General features: G+C 55.0%; 16 protein-coding genes and 1 tRNA gene. 12 read left to right on the forward strand and 5 right to left on the reverse strand.

Features of this window, described 5'->3' with window-relative positions; translation table 11 throughout:
• Positions 1 to 2 precede the first annotated feature (2 nt).
• From FY046_RS03305 to yejF, 3 genes are read left to right on the forward strand one after another with little or no spacing between them, the layout of a single operon-like run.
• On the forward strand, positions 3 to 1,094 hold the full coding sequence (locus FY046_RS03305; RefSeq protein ID WP_133841455.1) for a microcin C ABC transporter permease YejB: 1,092 nt from the start codon (positions 3 to 5) through the stop codon (positions 1,092 to 1,094).
• Positions 1,094 to 2,119: a microcin C ABC transporter permease gene (locus FY046_RS03310; protein WP_446185750.1), complete on the forward strand. Its 1,026-nt coding sequence runs from the start codon at positions 1,094 to 1,096 to the stop codon at positions 2,117 to 2,119. Before FY046_RS03305 ends, FY046_RS03310 begins: the two co-directional genes overlap by 1 nt.
• A gap of 1 nt (position 2,120) precedes the next feature.
• Entirely contained in the window at positions 2,121 to 3,704 is a 1,584-nt protein-coding gene (gene yejF / locus FY046_RS03315) for a microcin C ABC transporter ATP-binding protein YejF (protein ID WP_446185751.1), read from the forward strand.
• Between the two features lie 13 nt (positions 3,705 to 3,717).
• On the opposite strand, the gene FY046_RS03320 is transcribed toward yejF, so the two are convergent.
• From FY046_RS03320 to rsuA, 3 genes are all read right to left on the reverse strand, one after another.
• Complete coding sequence (locus FY046_RS03320; RefSeq protein WP_374760141.1) at positions 3,718 to 4,062, reverse strand: YejG family protein; 345 nt, start codon at positions 4,060 to 4,062, stop codon at positions 3,718 to 3,720.
• A gap of 403 nt (positions 4,063 to 4,465) precedes the next feature.
• A complete protein-coding gene (locus tag FY046_RS03325) occupies positions 4,466 to 5,668 on the reverse strand; it encodes a Bcr/CflA family multidrug efflux MFS transporter (RefSeq protein ID WP_133841451.1) in 1,203 nt (400 codons plus the stop codon).
• Between the two features lie 30 nt (positions 5,669 to 5,698).
• Positions 5,699 to 6,403, reverse strand: coding sequence for a 16S rRNA pseudouridine(516) synthase RsuA (gene rsuA, locus FY046_RS03330; protein ID WP_133841450.1), 705 nt, complete (start codon positions 6,401 to 6,403; stop codon positions 5,699 to 5,701).
• Between the two features lie 189 nt (positions 6,404 to 6,592).
• On the opposite strand from rsuA, the gene FY046_RS03335 reads away from it, so the two are divergent.
• On the forward strand, positions 6,593 to 8,347 hold the full coding sequence (locus FY046_RS03335) for a DEAD/DEAH box helicase (RefSeq protein ID WP_446185752.1): 1,755 nt from the start codon (positions 6,593 to 6,595) through the stop codon (positions 8,345 to 8,347).
• Between the two features lie 170 nt (positions 8,348 to 8,517).
• Positions 8,518 to 8,802, forward strand: a complete 285-nt coding sequence (rplY, locus tag FY046_RS03340; RefSeq protein ID WP_133841448.1) for a 50S ribosomal protein L25 — start codon at positions 8,518 to 8,520, stop codon at positions 8,800 to 8,802.
• 57 nt (positions 8,803 to 8,859) lie between these two features.
• Here rplY and yejK read toward each other — a convergent pair whose 3' ends face one another.
• Positions 8,860 to 9,864, reverse strand: a complete 1,005-nt coding sequence (gene yejK / locus FY046_RS03345; RefSeq protein WP_133841447.1) for a nucleoid-associated protein YejK — start codon at positions 9,862 to 9,864, stop codon at positions 8,860 to 8,862.
• A 169-nt stretch (positions 9,865 to 10,033) separates the two neighbouring features.
• Between yejK and FY046_RS03350 the strand changes: the two genes are divergently transcribed.
• The 5 genes from FY046_RS03350 to FY046_RS03370 all read left to right on the forward strand — a co-directional run bounded on the left by FY046_RS03350 (position 10,034) and on the right by FY046_RS03370 (position 13,589).
• Positions 10,034 to 10,261, forward strand: coding sequence for a YejL family protein (locus tag FY046_RS03350; protein ID WP_133841446.1), 228 nt, complete (start codon positions 10,034 to 10,036; stop codon positions 10,259 to 10,261).
• Between the two features lie 21 nt (positions 10,262 to 10,282).
• Positions 10,283 to 12,034 (forward strand): LPS biosynthesis-modulating metalloenzyme YejM, encoded by a 1,752-nt coding sequence (yejM, locus tag FY046_RS03355; protein WP_446185753.1) that lies wholly within the window; start codon positions 10,283 to 10,285, stop codon positions 12,032 to 12,034.
• A 75-nt stretch (positions 12,035 to 12,109) separates the two neighbouring features.
• A tRNA-Pro gene (locus FY046_RS03360) sits at positions 12,110 to 12,186 on the forward strand.
• A gap of 388 nt (positions 12,187 to 12,574) precedes the next feature.
• The gene (locus FY046_RS03365; RefSeq protein WP_133841443.1) at positions 12,575 to 12,781 is read left to right on the forward strand and encodes a hypothetical protein; all 207 of its coding nucleotides are present in this window, start codon (positions 12,575 to 12,577) and stop codon (positions 12,779 to 12,781) included.
• Between the two features lie 73 nt (positions 12,782 to 12,854).
• Positions 12,855 to 13,589, forward strand: coding sequence for a 4'-phosphopantetheinyl transferase family protein (locus tag FY046_RS03370; protein ID WP_212813071.1), 735 nt, complete (start codon positions 12,855 to 12,857; stop codon positions 13,587 to 13,589).
• Here the strand turns inward: FY046_RS03370 and FY046_RS03375 are convergent.
• On the reverse strand, positions 13,586 to 13,759 hold the full coding sequence (locus FY046_RS03375; protein ID WP_159336299.1) for a hypothetical protein: 174 nt from the start codon (positions 13,757 to 13,759) through the stop codon (positions 13,586 to 13,588). The two genes, FY046_RS03370 and FY046_RS03375, sit on opposite strands and share 4 nt — an antisense overlap.
• A gap of 222 nt (positions 13,760 to 13,981) precedes the next feature.
• On the opposite strand from FY046_RS03375, the gene FY046_RS03380 reads away from it, so the two are divergent.
• Both FY046_RS03380 and FY046_RS03385 read left to right on the forward strand, forming a co-directional pair.
• A complete protein-coding gene (locus FY046_RS03380) occupies positions 13,982 to 14,980 on the forward strand; it encodes an LLM class flavin-dependent oxidoreductase (RefSeq protein ID WP_159336298.1) in 999 nt (332 codons plus the stop codon).
• Positions 14,981 to 14,991: 11 nt separating this feature from the next.
• A complete protein-coding gene (locus FY046_RS03385; protein ID WP_159336297.1) occupies positions 14,992 to 16,122 on the forward strand; it encodes a M20 peptidase aminoacylase family protein in 1,131 nt (376 codons plus the stop codon).
• Position 16,123: the final 1 nt, after the last annotated feature.

Genomic DNA, 16,123 nt, shown 5'->3' on the forward strand with positions numbered 1-16,123 from the left:
CTGTGGGTGCATATTTACTTCGTCGTTTACTGCTGATTATCCCGACATTGTGGGCGATCATCACTATCAACTTTTTCATTGTGCAAATCGCACCGGGCGGCCCGGTAGATCAGGCGATTGCTAATATTGAGTTTGGTCAGACGACCGGCCTCCCCGGCGCCGGGGCGGAAGGTTCGGCTCACGGGCGTAGCTCGCTTAACGCCGCGCCGGGCGACGGTCAGTATCGGGGTTCACGCGGCCTGGACCCGGAAGTGATTGCCGAGATAACCAAACGTTACGGCTTCGACAAACCGTTGCATGAGCGCTACTTCACCATGTTGTGGAACTACGTGCGCTTTGACTTTGGCGACAGCCTGTTTCGTAGCAGCTCAGTAATCCAGCTGATCAAAGAGAGCCTGCCCGTGTCGGTGACGCTCGGGCTCTGGAGCACGTTGATTATTTATCTGGTCTCGATACCGCTGGGCATAAAAAAGGCGGTGCGCAACGGGAGTGCCTTTGATATCTGGAGCAGCACGCTGATCATCGTGGGTTACGCCATTCCGTCTTTCCTGTTCGGTATCATGCTGATTGTGCTGTTTGCCGGGGGCAGTTATCTCGACTGGTTCCCACTACGCGGGCTGGTTTCCCCGCAGTTTGATTCCCTGCCGTGGTATGGCAAAGTCACCGATTATCTCTGGCATATCTGCCTGCCGGTACTGGCAACGGTGATTGGCGGTTTTGCTACGCTCACCATGCTGACCAAAAACTCATTTATGGATGAGATCCGCAAGCAGTATGTTGTTACCGCCCGTGCTAAAGGGCTGGATGAGAAAAAAATTCTTTATCGCCACGTGTTCCGTAACGCCATGCTGTTGGTGATTGCCGGGTTCCCGGCCACCTTCATCAGTATGTTTTTCACTGGTTCACTGTTAATCGAAGTGATGTTCTCACTCAACGGGCTGGGATTGCTGGGCTACGATGCCACGATCCAGCGCGATTACCCGGTGATGTTCGGCACGCTGTATATTTTCACCCTGATTGGCCTGCTACTGAATATCCTGAGCGATATCACCTATACGCTGGTCGACCCGCGCATTGATTTTGAGGGCCGCTAATGAGCCGTTTAAACCCGATTAATCAGGCGCGCTGGGCGCGATTCCGCCATAACCACCGGGGTTACTGGTCGCTGTGGATCTTTGCCGTGCTGTTTATTCTGTGTCTTGGTGCAGAGCTGTTAGCCAATGATAAACCGCTGGTGGTGCATTATCAGGATCGAACTTACTTCCCGCTGCTGGTCAACTATCAGGAGAGTGATTTTGGTGGCCCGCTGGCAACCCCGGCTGACTACCAGGATCCGTGGCTGAAATCGCGTCTGGACCAGAATGGTTGGGCCATCTGGGCACCGATCCGCTTTGGTGATGATACGATTAACTTTGCCAGTACCGTGCCCTTCCCTTCCCCCCCCTCCACGCAGAACTGGCTCGGGACCGATGCTAACGGTGGCGATGTGCTGGCGCGCATTCTTTACGGCACACGTATCTCCCTGCTGTTTGGTCTGATGCTGACGATTGCCTCCAGCGTGATGGGTATTTTCGCCGGAGCGGTGCAAGGCTATTTTGGCGGGCGGGTCGATCTCTGGGGGCAGCGTTTTATTGAAGTCTGGTCCGGTATGCCAACGCTGTTTCTGATTATCCTGCTCTCTAGCGTGATTCAGCCCGGCTTCTGGTGGCTGCTGGGGATCACCGTGCTGTTTGGCTGGATGGGACTGGTCGGCGTGGTGCGTGCAGAGTTCCTGCGTACCCGTAACTTTGACTACATCCGTGCCGCGCAGGCAATGGGTGTGAGCGACTGGCGCATTATGTCTCGCCATATGCTGCCAAATGCGATGGTTGCCACACTGACCTATCTGCCTTTTATTCTCTGCGGATCAATCACCACGCTGACCTCGCTGGACTTCCTCGGCTTTGGTCTGCCGCTCGGCTCTCCTTCGCTGGGCGAACTGCTGCTACAGGGTAAAAATAACCTGCAAGCCCCATGGCTCGGCCTGACCGCCTTCTTCTCACTGGCGATCCTGCTGTCGCTGTTAATCTTTATTGGTGAAGCCGTACGCGACGCCTTTGACCCCAGCAAGGTGTATTGATATGGCGCTGCTCACGATTCAGGATCTCAGTATCGCGTTCCGCCAGGGTGGCGAAGAGCGTCGTGTTGTGGATGGGCTGTCATTATCCGTGGATGCCGGTGAAACGCTGGCACTGGTGGGTGAGTCGGGTTCAGGGAAAAGTGTCACTGCCCTGTCGGTGATGCGTCTGCTGCCCACACCGCCGGTGGTCTATCCGCAGGGCGATATTCTGTTTGATGGAAAAAGCGTGCTACACGCTGAGGAAAGTACGCTAAGGGGCCTGCGAGGCAACCGCATCGCGATGATCTTCCAGGAACCGATGGTATCGCTGAACCCCCTGCACAACATCGAAAAACAGCTGTATGAGGTGCTGTCACTGCATCGTGGTATGCGCCGTGAAGCCGCACGCGCTGAGATGCTGACCTGCCTCGATCGGGTGGGCATCCGCCAGGCCGCCAGCCGTCTGAATGATTTCCCGCACCAGCTTTCCGGCGGTGAACGCCAGCGCGTGATGATTGCCATGGCGCTGCTGACGCAGCCTGAACTGCTGATCGCCGATGAGCCGACCACCGCACTGGATGTCACGGTGCAGGCACAGATCCTCACCCTGCTGAAAGAGCTCAAGCAGGAGCTGAATATGGGCCTGCTGTTTATCACCCACAACCTGAATATTGTGCGACAGCTGGCGGATAGTGTGACCGTGATGCGTAACGGTCAGGGCGTGGAACATAACAGCACCCATCAGCTTTTCAGCGCCCCTCAGCACGCTTACACACAGCAGTTACTGAACGCGGAACCCGAAGGCCAGCCGGATCCGGCTGACGAGCAGGCCGAGCCGTTGCTGCGCGTGGAAAATCTGGCCGTCGCGTTCCCGATCAAACAAGGTTTGATGAGGCGCACCGTGGGTTATCATCATGCGCTGAAGTCACTGAGTTTCACGCTGCGGCCAGGAGAGAGCCTGGGCCTGGTGGGAGAATCCGGCTCCGGTAAAAGCACCACCGGGCTGGCGTTGCTGCGTCTGCTGCATTCGCAGGGGGAAATCTGGTTTAAGAACCAGCCTCTGCACCTGTTGAACCGCAAAAAAATGCTGCCCGTCAGGCGCCAGATTCAGGTGGTGTTCCAGGATCCTAACTCCTCACTCAACCCGCGCCTGAACGTTTTGCAGATTATCGCCGAAGGTTTGCAGGTACATCATCCTGAACTGAGTCACGCTGAACGCGAAGCACGGGTCATCACCGCAATGCAGGAAGTGGGGCTGGACCCTGAGACGCGTCAGCGTTATCCCTCTGAGTTTTCCGGCGGGCAGCGCCAGCGCGTGGCTATCGCCAGGGCATTGATCTTACAACCGCAGCTGATCATCCTTGATGAACCGACCTCATCGCTTGATCGTTCGGTGCAAAAACAGATCCTGACATTGCTGAAAAAGCTTCAGCAACAGCACCGTCTGGCCTATATCTTTATCAGCCATGATTTACGCGTTGTGCGATCACTGTGTCATCAGGTAGTGGTACTGCGTCAGGGGGAAGTGGTTGAACAGGGTGAGTGTGAGCAGGTATTTAGCGCACCGCAGCAGAGCTATACACAACAGTTACTCACGCTGGCCTGACGCTGAATGGCGATCAGGCACTGCGGTCGCTAAGAAAAGGTTCGGCAATACCCACGCCGAAACTTTTCAGTCGGCAGGTTGCTGCGCATTCATCATCACGATGAACAAAGAGACAAGGTTCCCCTTCCCACTCGACCACCGAACATACCAACTGAATTTCCGCGAGCGCCGACTCAATCTTCTGCATGGTTTCCCATGCCGACTCGCCGCTATGGCTCAGCAGGCGCAACCCGATAAGATCGTCATCGCCGTTCAGACCGTTAAGGGTCTGTGCTTCAATGACCTGTCCGACCGGGCCGGCACACCAGTGATAGCGTTGCGGCAGTCGATGTACCACTGAATGTTGTAACGTATTCACCAGAGCTCCCCAGAGCGATTTTTAAACAATATTTTCACAAATAATTCACAAGGTAAATCATCAATTCTCGCTAACAGATTAACCTGTTAATTACTGGAACTATTTACCCTGTGTCAGAGCATCGGCTGACATGAAAAATCACGTATCCGGCCCCATTTTTGAGAGATGTCTCTCATTTATTCGTTATATTTACCGCGTTCGCCGGGTGATAACAACCGTTTTCGCTGCAATGTTGTTACTTTTTTATGGAAATTTTTTTACAAAAAATCAACATCCTGAGCAGGGTTTTTAGGCCGGGAGGCGAGATTTGGGGAGCCAGTGGGGTGAGAGAGGGTTGTCATTACGCCGGGAGACATTTTTCGCACGGGCCGATCGCAACACATGATCGGCCCTACACGACTCGTCAGCCCGCAGGGACAGATTTGCGCGGTCGCGAAGCGTAGATAAACAACAAGATGGACGTGGTGGCGCAGATAAAGATGGCGCTGACCATGGGCCACGCGCTGGTGAACGTAATCGTGGAGAGCAGTGCGCCTGCCAGCGCGCCCACGCCGAAGCGTAGCGTACCCGCCAGCGAGGAGGCGGTTCCTGCCATATGCGGAAATTCTTCCAGAATCACCGCCATCGCATTAGACGAGACCATTGCCACGCAGCCGATAAACATCGCCACGCCGAACACCAGTGGTATAAAACCAAGATTCAGCGCACTCACCACCACCAGCCAGACGCCCATCGAGAACTGGATTAACAGCCCAAAACGGAACATCACCAGCGGACCAAAGCGGCGCACGCAACGGCTGTTTAGCAGCGTCATCAGGAACAGAAACACCACGTTCAGCGCAAAATAATAACCAAAATCCTGCGGCGAAATATGGTTCAGCTCGATATAGACAAACGGCCCGACGTTCAGAAATGAGAACAACCCGGCGAACGAGAATCCACTGGCCAGCATATAGCTGAACACCCGCTTGTGACGAAACAGAGAGAGGAAGTTACGCAACGTGGTACGCAGGCTGAACGGTTGCCGTTTGTCCTTCGGCAACGTCTCTTTGATTTGGGTCACCACCAGCAGCGTGGTGACCACCGCTGCCGCCGAGATGGTCCAGAAAATGGCATGCCAGCTCCAGATCAGCAGCATCCAGCCCCCAACAATCGGTGCCAGCAGGGGTGCAATGGTGGTGACCAGCATGACAAAGGACATCATGCGGGAAAACTCCTCTTTCGAGTAGCTGTCACGCATCAGTGCACTGATCACCACGCTGCCCGCCGCCGCCGACAGGCCGTGCAGAAAACGCAGTGTGATCAACTGATCGATAGTCTGCGCCAGAGCACAGGCGGCAGCCGCAATAGCAAAAATCAGCGTTCCTGCCGCAATCACCGGTTTGCGGCCAAAGCTGTCAGCCAGCGGCCCGTAGACCAGCTGACCCAGGGCAAAACCGAGAATATACGCGTTCAGCGTCATCTGTACGCTGCCCGCTGACACCGCGAATTCGCGGGCAATCTGCGGTAAGGCAGGAAGATACATATCGATCGACAGCGGCATAAGCATCGCCAGCAGCCCGAGGATCACCACCAGTCCCATGGAGGAATTCTTATCTTTTGCCACTCACCTGCCCCTCTGCTGGACAAAAATTCACTAACGCGTCAGTCCGACGCTGGCAATTTCTTCTGCGGTTAAAGGACGATACTCACCGGGTTCCATCTCTGTATCGAGCGCAATCGCACCAATACGTTCACGATGCAGCCCCACGACGTGGTTCCCCACCGCGGCAAACATACGTTTTACCTGGTGATAGCGCCCTTCGCTGATGGTCAGACGTACCTGATGCGGATCAATCACTTCCAGCGTAGCAGGTTTGGTCAGCGTCTTCTCATTGTGCAGCTGAACGCCGTCAGCAAACTGCTGTGCGGTATCGTCACTGAGCGGAGATTCCAGCGTCACCAGATAGGTTTTTTCACAGTGATGGCGCGGAGACGTGATGCGGTGGGACCACTGACCATCATCGGTCATCAGCACCAGACCGGTAGTATCAATATCCAGACGCCCGGCGGCATGCAGCTTCCAGGCGGAAGGTTCTTCAAGGAAGAACAGCACCGTCGGGTGATCGGGATCCTCAGTGGAACAGACATAACCGACCGGCTTATTCAGCATAAAGTAGCGCGGGCCATGCTGCTGTTGCAGCGGATTGCCATCATATTCAACCGCGCTGTCCGGGCTCAGTTTAAATGCACTATCGCGTACAACGTCACCGTCTACGGTCACTTTCTTTGCACGAATCTCACGCCCGGCGATGACACGGCTGACTTCCAGTTGCTGGGATATAAATTTATCAAGTCGCATTAACTCTGCACTGCCTGTAATTAGTTTGGAGTGGAAACTGACGATAATCGTCTTGTGATGTGGCGCAGAACGCTCATCCGGAATGGAACAGGGAGTATAGCGGCAGAAGGGGCTGAGGCACAGAGGGGATCGTATTCTTATGGCGCTTTCATGGCATAATGTCCCTTTATTGCTGCTTTACAGGTCTTCATGTCGTTCACCCTACGTCCCTATCAGCAGGAAGCCGTGGATGCCACCATCCGCTATTTCCGCCACACGTCGCAACCTGCGGTCATTGTACTGCCTACCGGAGCCGGTAAAAGCCTGGTGATTGCAGAACTGGCACGTGTCGCACGCGGGCGCGTGCTGGTGCTGGCCCACGTGAAAGAGCTGGTGGCGCAGAACCACAGTAAATATCAGGCATATGGGCTGGAGGCCGATATCTTTGCCGCCGGGCTGCAACGTAAAGAGAGCCATGCCAAGGTGGTGTTTGGTAGCGTGCAGTCAGTAGCACGAAATCTGGCGCAGTTCAGTGCCGAATTTTCGCTGCTGATTATCGACGAATGCCACCGCATCAGCGATGCCGACGACAGCCAGTACCAGCAAATTATCAATCAGCTGCGCCAGCATAATCCGCAGCTCCGGCTGCTGGGCCTGACGGCCACGCCGTATCGCCTGGGCAAAGGCTGGATTTATCAGTTCCATTATCACGGCATGGTCAGAGGCGACGAACGCGCCTTCTTTCGCGACTGCATCTATGAGCTACCGCTGCGCTATATGATCAAACACGGCTTTCTGGTGCCGCCTGAGCGGCTGGATATGCCCGTGGTGCAGTATGATTTCAGTCGTTTACAGGCGCAAGAAAACGGCCTGTTCAGCGAGGAGGATCTCAACCGTGAACTGAAACAGCAGCAGCGTATTACGCCGCACATTATCCAGCAGATTGTTGAATTTGCCCAACAGCGGGAAGGTGTGATGATTTTCGCCGCCACGGTCGACCATGCGCGTGAAGTGCTCGGATTGCTGCCGGGCAGTAAAGCGCTGATCAGCGCGGGCACGCCGGCTGCCGAGCGTGACGCGCTGATCGCCGCATTTAAAGCACGTGAACTGCGGTATATGGTCAATGTGTCGGTGCTGACGACAGGGTTTGATGCCCCGCATGTTGATCTTATCGCTATTCTGCGCCCCACCGAGTCAGTCAGCCTGTATCAACAAATTGTCGGACGCGGGCTGCGGCTCAGCCCTGGTAAAACAGACTGTCTGATCCTCGACTATGCCGGTAACCCCCACGATATTTTTACCCCGGAAGTCGGTGCGCCCAAGGGTAAAAGTGATAATCAGCCGGTGCAGGTTTTCTGCCCTGGCTGTGGTTTTGCCAATACCTTCTGGGGTAAAACCACTCAGGATGGCACCCTTATCGAACATTTTGGCCGTCGCTGCCAGGGCGTGCTGGAGGATGATGACGGGCTGCGTGAACAGTGTGATTACCGTTTTCGCTTTAAAAACTGCCCACACTGTCATGCTGAAAATGATATTGCCGCACGCCGCTGCCGGGAGTGTGATGCAATCCTTGTTGACCCTGACGATATGCTGAAAGCCGCACTGAAACTGAAAGATGCGCTGGTGCTGCGCTGTGCGGCGATGGTGCTGGAGAGCGGGAGCGACGACCAGGGCGAATGGCTGAAGGTGCGTTACTTCGATGAAGAAGCGACCGAAGTCAGCGAGCGCTTTCGTTTAAAAACCCCGGCGCAGCGCACCGCCTTTGAGCAGCTATTTCTGCGCCCGCATCAACGTGCACCCGGCGTACCGCTGGGCTGGAAGAGCGCTGCCGATATCATTGCGCTTCAGCCGCTGCTGCGTCATCCCGATTTCGTCGTCGCGCGTAAACAGCGCCATTACTGGCAAGTGCGCGAGAAAGTGTTTGATTACCAGGGACGTTTCCGCCGGGCCAACGAATTACGTTAAAACAGACGGATTGCCGCTCCTGCTCTGCTTTCCGACTTAATACATTGCCTGAAAAGGCAAACCCGGGTATAATTCCGCCCGCTTTTAACTGGCTTTGCCGGATAAAAGCTGAACAATCCACCTGTTGCTGGGTCGCCTGTAGCAGGAATAAAACTTGAAGAGACTTAAAAATGTTCACTATTAATGTTGAAGCTCGTAAAGAGCAGGGCAAGGGTGCGAGCCGCCGCCTGCGTTTAGCTAACAAATTCCCAGCCATCATCTATGGCGGAAATGAAGCAGCTGTTGCTATCGAACTGGACCACGACTCTGTTATGAACCTGCAGGCGAAGCCTGGTTTCTACGACGAAGTTCTGACCCTGGTTGTTGATGGCAAAGAAACTAAAGTAAAAGTGCAGGCTGTTCAGCGTCACCCGTTCAAGCCAAAACTGCACCACATCGACTTCGTTCGCGCTTAATCGCCCGTTCGTTTTAGATGTGAAAAAAACGCCGCTTAATGCGGCGTTTTTTTTCGTCTATTTTCCGCTGGTACGGCGCTGCAACTGGTCGCGCAGGTTAGGCGGTGTCCCTTTAATGGTCAGCGTGTCAGTGGTCGGATCCCAGAAGATACGTTCACCTAACAGCATTGCGTCAAAGTTGATCGTCAGCCCGCCGCCGCTGCCGGCAAATTTGGTCAACTGGCGCAGCGTACTGCGGTCTGCCGGGAAGCTCTCTTCCAGCTCGTAACCCTGTTCCTGAGTAAAGGCCTGGAAGGTTTTGTCTCCCAGCGGGGCCAGCTCATTCGACAGGCCTTCCAGTTCAATCTCTTCACCGGATTTAAGCTGCTCGTTGCAATAAGTGGAAACCTGCTGGCGGTAGTTTTGCCGCTCATTTTTATCGAGGCTGGCTTCGGCACAGTAGTCATCCACCGCCTGTAGCAGGCCACGGTTCTGCGCTTTTGTATCCAGGCCCACGCTGGCACCGAGGAAGTCCATAAAGAAATCAGCCACTTTACGCCCCACCCGCCCACGCAGGAAGGTCAGGTAACGAGTCGATTCCGGGTTGGTTTCCCACTCGGTCAGATCGATGCGAGCCACGATATCGGCATGATTGATGTCCAGATAGTGGGTCGTGCTGATATCCAGCTCTTCGTTAACACGCATGCTGTTCTGGCTGTTCAGTACCGCAATCAGCAAATACTCAACCGCCAGATAGCGATAGTGACCGAATAACACCACGCCACCCTCTGCGAACGGATACTTGCTCAGCTCATCGCGCAGGCGTGCACTGGCGGCGCGGCTAAACGCCAGGAAATCATTCTCGCCCTTACGACAGTTGCGTAATGCATCGGCGAGTTCGCTCTCTTCATTAAACAGGCCATAGGCTTTGCTCTTGGCACTGTAAACGCGATGCAGCTCTTCCATCATTGCCGTCACGGGCGCGTTGGACGGTAACAGTGAATCTCGCAGCACCAGCTCCAGCGTCTGTTCGTCACGCTTGATCATCTGGTGAAGGGCAATCTGGGTGATATCCAGACTCATGGTAAACTCTCCTTTAAGCACAGGCGCGTATTCAATCACTGTGCGACTTTACGATCAACTGTCAGAACGATGCACAGTCCATTCGCGCGTCATTACGATAAAAATGCAGAAAAAAGCACGTTCTTACGGTAAGATAGCGCCCTTTAAACCTCAGTATAAAATTGACGTTATGGCACAATCATCCCGCTACAGCAACGAGCGCGTGGAGAAGATCCTCGCAGAAATGGTCCAGGTTCTGGAATCAAACCAGACCCCAACCGATCTTTCCCTGATGGTATTGGGGAATATGGTGACCAACTTACTTAACACCAGCGTGTCACCGGCACAGCGCCAGGCAATGGCACGTTCGTTTGCCGATGCCCTGCAGGCGTCGGTACGCGATGACCAAGCCCACTGATGAGATGATCCTGATTCCGATATGGTAACAAATCGACAGCGCTACCGTGAAAAAGTGTCCCAGATGATTAGCTGGGGGCATTGGTTCGCCCTGTTTAACATCATCTTTGCGCTTATTCTGGGTAGCCGTTACCTGTTTGTCTCCGACTGGCCAGCCTCGCTGGCCGGTCGCATCTACTCATTCAGCAGCTGGATTGGCCATTTCAGCTTTATTGTTTTCGCTGCCTATCTGCTGATTATATTTCCACTGACCTTTGTGGTGATGTCGCAGCGCCTGCTGCGCTTTCTCTCTGCGATTATCGCGACTGCCGGGCTGACGCTGGTTCTGGTGGATAGCGCGGTGTTTTCCCGCTTCCACCTGCACCTGAACCCGGTCGTCTGGGAGCTGGTGGTCAACCCCGACCAAAGTGAGATGGCCCGTGACTGGCAACTGATGTTTATCAGCGTACCGGTCATCTTCCTGGTGGAGATGCTGTTTGCCACCTGGAGCTGGCAGAAACTGCGCAGTCTGAACCGTCGCAGCTTTGGTAAACCCCTGGCCGGGCTGTTTATCAGCGCCTTCTTTGCCAGCCACCTGATGTACATCTGGGCGGATGCCAATTTCTACCGTCCAATCACTATGCAGCGCTCGAACCTGCCGCTCTCTTATCCGATGACCGCGCGACGCTTCCTTGAGAAGCACGGCCTGCTGGATGCTCAGGAATATCAACGCCGCCTGGTACAACAGGGTAACCCTGAAGCCGTGTCAGTCGCTTATCCGCTCAGCGATATCACCTTCAGTGATAAAGGCACGCGTAACAACCTGCTGGTGATTACCGTTGATGGGCTGAATGAAGCATCGATGGCGAAATCATTGCCCAACCTGACACGTTTTGCCGAAAGTAACGTGCGCTTCAGCCAGCATTTCAGCTCAGGCGCTACGGAAGTCAGTGGATTATTTGGCCTGTTCTACGGCATCTCACCAAGCTATATGGATGGCGTGCTGTCATCGCGTATTCCCTCAACGCTGATCACGGCGTTGGGGCAACAGGGTTACCAACTGGGTCTGTTTGCCAGCGACGGTTTCAACTCGCCGCTGTATCGCCAGGCCCTGCTCACCGACTTCTCTTTACCGACATCGCAGAGCCAGTCGAATGCGGATACCACCCGTCAGTGGCAGCGCTGGCTGGACGGACATAAAAACGAAGGGACGCCGTGGTTCTCCTACCTGTCGTTGTCGACGTCTGACAGCAGTGATAGCGCCGATAAGCAGAGCGCTCGTCACTACAATCGCGCCGCGGCCAGTGTAGACCAGCAGATCCAGACGGTGCTGACGACCCTGGAACAAAAAGGATTACTGGCGAACACCGTGGTGGTGATCACCGCCCAACACGGCGTGGTGCTGGAAGGCGATACCACGCCGGGAAATCGTGAAATGTTGCAGGTACCTCTGGTAGTTCACTGGCCGCAAACCCCTGCGCAAACCGTCAATAAGTTGACAGATCATCAGGATATAATGACCACCCTGATGCAGCGCCTGCTGCACGTCAACACGCCAGCGGTTGATTACTCGCAGGGCGAGGATCTGTTTGCTGCCCAGCGACGTCACAACTGGGTTGCCAGCAGCACCCATCATCAACTGCTGATCACCACCCCGCAGGAGACGCTGGCGCTGGATAACAATGGGGGCTATGCTGCCTGGGATTTGCAGGGCCAGCCGTTGAAAGATCACAAGCCGCAGCTGGCATTGTTGTTACAGGTTCTCACTGACGAAAAACGATTTATCGCAAATTAGCTGTATAAATCTAGAGCAGTCAACGCGTTAGCGGGTTGCAATCAGGATGCAGTTGGGTAATATAGATGACTCTGTCGGCGCGTAGCGCAGCCTGGTAGCGCATCGTCATGGGGTGGCGAGGGTCGAGAGTTCAAATCTCTCCGTGCCGACCAAATTACTCCGATAGTCTAAGGGGCTAACCGCAAGGTTAGCCCCTTTGCTTTATGCAACATCCCTGAAAAACAAGACAGGCACTGACCCGTAGTGCTGAGGGATCTCCACAAATATTCATAGCTGATTATTCGGCTTCAAGTCTGACGCCAGGAAGATAACTAAATCACCGCCAGATGAACAGACGCCTGAGAGCCATTCGTAAAACTGTCAGCAAGATGGTTACCGCCTTCACACTGTTTTTACGCTCTTTTTTTCGTCGATTCTCTGCATTTTTCCGTCAAAAAACGTGGCGAAACTCTCAATCTTCATCACTGAAACAAAACTGTCACAGTAATATCATACGCTGTCGCTAGACTTTCATCGCACTGTCAGACAGGGATAACTCAAATGGCCATTATCAAAGCAAAAAACTTCAAAGACGCAGAAGAACTGCTTCATTCAGGTATCAGTAAAGTGGAACTGGCTTATGACATCGGTAGTGACGACTTCTTTCGTCTTGCCAGCCAGTGGTGCGATCGTGGCGCCAAGATCTCCAAAGGCCACGATCACTTCGTTGTCTCACTGAAAAGTTTCGCGATCCCCCCTAATCACTGATTAACGCCTTTATTTTGATATCCAGCCACTAACCTGTTTAAATAAATCATCTTATTTGAACAGGTTAGCGGCTATGACTGCACTGCACCTCCCGTCTTACCCGCCTTTTATTTCACACTGCACCCTGCAACCGCTGGCCGAGCATCCCGATATCTATCTGCTGGATGCGCTCTACGATGCCGCGCATTTCACGGAATCCCTGTTTACCACGCTGACTATCCCTGCGCCTGAACACTTACAGCGGGCAGTCAAAAAGCGCCGTGCTGAATATCTGGCCAGCCGCTACTGCCTGCAACAGGCGCTGACAAGCTGGGGTATTCCCTCGTTTTTGCTGCGTAATACCCCCGATCGCGCCCCCATCTGGCCACAAGGTATCAACGGGTCACTGTCGCACACCCACCAGCAGGTCTGCGCACTGTTGACGCGTCGTCAGGATTGGCTGCTGGGCGTTGACTGTGAACGTATTATGACGGCGCAGGTCGCCCATGAGACGCACTCTATGCTGATCACCGCAGCAGAGAAAGCACGCCTGGAACTGAGTGAAGTTCCCTTTACGACGGCGCTGACCGTGGCTTTTTCGCTAAAGGAGAGTCTGTATAAGGCGCTTTACCCGCGGGTGTTGCAGTTTATGGATTTCAGTGCAGCGGAAGTGATTCAGTGCAGTGCCGACTTACAGCACATCAGCCTGCGTCTGACGCAGACAATTTCCGGGGAGATGGTGGTCGGGAGAATTTTTGAGGGAAGAGCCATACTGCAACCCGATCAGGTGATCACCTGGATTATCGGGCCGCAGCAGCGCAGAGATTAACGGGATGCATCGTGATGACGCTGTTGCAGCGACGGCAGATCGTGTAGATCCACACCGTACAGCTCAACCATCGGCATCATTGCCTCAATCACCCGACAGCTGTCTAATGTTGCCATGCCAGAGGGTGCCTGAAAAAATCGCGTGAAGTGCAGCCAGATACCTTTCATCATTTATTCCTCTGTTAACCGCCTGTCGCATCAGGCTTCAAGTGAAGCTTTATTAAACCCGACTCCCCCCGCCAGACAAAATACCCATTTCGCACAGCCTTTGCCGATTCCCGGCAAACGTGGGTTAATCCCATTTCCCGACTGATATAAGCCAGATTTGTTGTTTTACAGCAGCGGACCCTCCTTCAATAATTGCCAGCAACTGATACCGTTCAAGGATGCATTATGGCTTACCGACTGAGCTTACTGGATAAAAGCCCCCTGGCTGAAGGCGAAACCGCGGCGGTTGCGCTGGCACGAACCCTGACCCTGGCGCAACGGGCGGAAGAACTGGGTTATCACCGCATCTGGCTGGCAGAACACCACAACACGGCCGCGCTGGCCAGCCCGTCACCGGAAGTGCTGATCGCCTGGATACTCGCCCACACGCGCCACATCCGCGTCGGTTCCGGTGGCGTGATGTTGCAGCACTACAGCCCGTATAAAGTCGCGGAAAACTTCAATCTCCTGGCTTCGCTGGCCCCTGGCCGCGTCGATTTGGGCGTGGGTAAAGCGCCGGGCGGTTTGCCGCTGTCCACGAAAGCATTACAGCAGGGTGTAAACGCGGAAGAGAAAGGGGATTTTGCCAGCCAGCTGCGCGCGCTGGATCAGTGGCTGAGCGCCTCCCCTGCCCCTGAAGGTGAAGACCAGCTGCTGGCCACGCCGGTACCACCGCGCCCGGCAACTCGTTTTCTGCTGGGTGCCAGCGAAGCCAGCGCTCAGCTGGCCGCAGAGCTGAACTGGCAGTTCGTGTTTGCCGCCCACCTGAATGGCGACAAGCAGGAACTGGACCGCGCCCTGACGGCTTACCGCACACACAGCAAAGGACAATCCGCGCTGCTGGCCGTGCAGGCCATTGTTGCCGATAGCGAAGCCGAAGCCGATCTGCTGGCGGCGGATTTACAGCACTTCCGCGTGCATGTGGATAACGGCCAAAGCGTCACGGTCGGCAATCTGGCCCAGGCCGAGGCCTTTATTCGCCAGTCCGGCGCGAAACAGTACCGGATTGAACCACGTGAATCCGCCGTACTGAAAGGCACCGCCGCACAGGTTCACGCCCATCTGGACGCGCTGCATCAGCGTTTCGGGGTGGAAGAATTCATTATTGATACCCCGATCAGTGCAGGTGTTCCACGCCTGAAATCCCTGCAACTGCTGGCCACCCACCAGCTGGTTGCCGCATAAGGAGCCTGACCATGAGCCACTCTCTTGCACAGCAGCTCGTCGCCTGGCGCCGTGAACTGCACCAGTATCCTGAGCTGTCGAACGAGGAGTTTGCCACCACGGAACGCATCACCGGCTGGCTGAAAGAAGCTGACATTACCCTCCTGCCTTTTGATCTGGCGACAGGCGTCGTGGCCGAAGTCGGTCAGGGTGAGCCGTTGATCGCCCTGCGTGCTGATATCGATGCCCTGCCGATTGAAGAGATCGTCCCGGTCGAATTCCGCTCGCAGCATCAGGGCGTGATGCACGCCTGCGGTCACGATGTGCACACCTCTGTGATTCTGGGTGCCGCAAAACTGCTTAAGGCCCGTGAAAAGAGCCTGCCCGGCCGCGTTCGCCTGCTGTTTCAACCGGCAGAAGAACGCTTTGGTGGCGCGAAAACGCTAATCAAAGCGGGTGCTTTACAGGACGTGGCAGCGATTTTCGGTATGCATAACGCCCCGGAACTGCCGGTCGGTACGTTTGAGACGCGTGGTGGCCCGTTCTACGCCAACGTGGATCGTTTTGACATCGACATTCACGGCAAAGGTGCCCATGCAGCCCGGCCGCAGGAAGGGGTGGATGCGATTGTGATCGCCAGCCAGATCGTCAGCGCCTTACAGACCCTGGTCAGCCGCAGTTACAGCCCGCTGGAATCCGTGGTGGTCAGCGTCACACGCATTGAGGGCGGCAATACCTGGAATGTGTTACCGCAGAAAGTGGTGCTGGAAGGCACAGTACGGACCCATAACGCGGCGATCCGCAGCGAGCTGCCGCAGCGCCTGCGCACGCTTATTGCAGGCATCGCCAGTGGCTTTGGTGCACGTGCCGACCTCAACTGGCATGCCGGCCCGCCGGCATTGATTAATACCGAGTACTGGGCCGAGTTCAGCAAACAGGTGGCTGCCCGTCAGGGTTACGCAGTGCAACATGCCGAACTGCAAATGGGGGGCGAAGATTTTGCCTTCTACCTGCATAACACGCCGGGCACCTTTGTCAGCATCGGCAGCAACAGTGAATTTGGTCTGCATCACCCTGGTTTTAACCCGGATGAAGCCCTGCTGTATCCCGCCGCAGAATACTTTAGCCAGCTGGCTGAAGCGGCGCTGAAGGACATCGCTTAAC

The sequence above is a fragment of the Erwinia sp. 1181_3 genome, from assembly GCF_052824965.1.

Coding starts and splice junctions, on each gene's coding strand:
- FY046_RS03310 (WP_446185750.1), top strand. CDS start 1,094: ATGAGCCGTTTAAACCCGATTAATCAGGCGCGCTGGGCGCGATTCCGC.
- yejF (WP_446185751.1), top strand. CDS start 2,121: ATGGCGCTGCTCACGATTCAGGATCTCAGTATCGCGTTCCGCCAGGGT.
- rsuA (WP_133841450.1), bottom strand. CDS start 6,403: ATGCGACTTGATAAATTTATATCCCAGCAACTGGAAGTCAGCCGTGTC.
- FY046_RS03335 (WP_446185752.1), top strand. CDS start 6,593: ATGTCGTTCACCCTACGTCCCTATCAGCAGGAAGCCGTGGATGCCACC.
- rplY (WP_133841448.1), top strand. CDS start 8,518: ATGTTCACTATTAATGTTGAAGCTCGTAAAGAGCAGGGCAAGGGTGCG.
- yejK (WP_133841447.1), bottom strand. CDS start 9,864: ATGAGTCTGGATATCACCCAGATTGCCCTTCACCAGATGATCAAGCGT.
- FY046_RS03350 (WP_133841446.1), top strand. CDS start 10,034: ATGGCACAATCATCCCGCTACAGCAACGAGCGCGTGGAGAAGATCCTC.
- yejM (WP_446185753.1), top strand. CDS start 10,283: ATGGTAACAAATCGACAGCGCTACCGTGAAAAAGTGTCCCAGATGATT.
- FY046_RS03365 (WP_133841443.1), top strand. CDS start 12,575: ATGGCCATTATCAAAGCAAAAAACTTCAAAGACGCAGAAGAACTGCTT.
- FY046_RS03370 (WP_212813071.1), top strand. CDS start 12,855: ATGACTGCACTGCACCTCCCGTCTTACCCGCCTTTTATTTCACACTGC.
- FY046_RS03375 (WP_159336299.1), bottom strand. CDS start 13,759: ATGATGAAAGGTATCTGGCTGCACTTCACGCGATTTTTTCAGGCACCC.
- FY046_RS03380 (WP_159336298.1), top strand. CDS start 13,982: ATGGCTTACCGACTGAGCTTACTGGATAAAAGCCCCCTGGCTGAAGGC.
- FY046_RS03385 (WP_159336297.1), top strand. CDS start 14,992: ATGAGCCACTCTCTTGCACAGCAGCTCGTCGCCTGGCGCCGTGAACTG.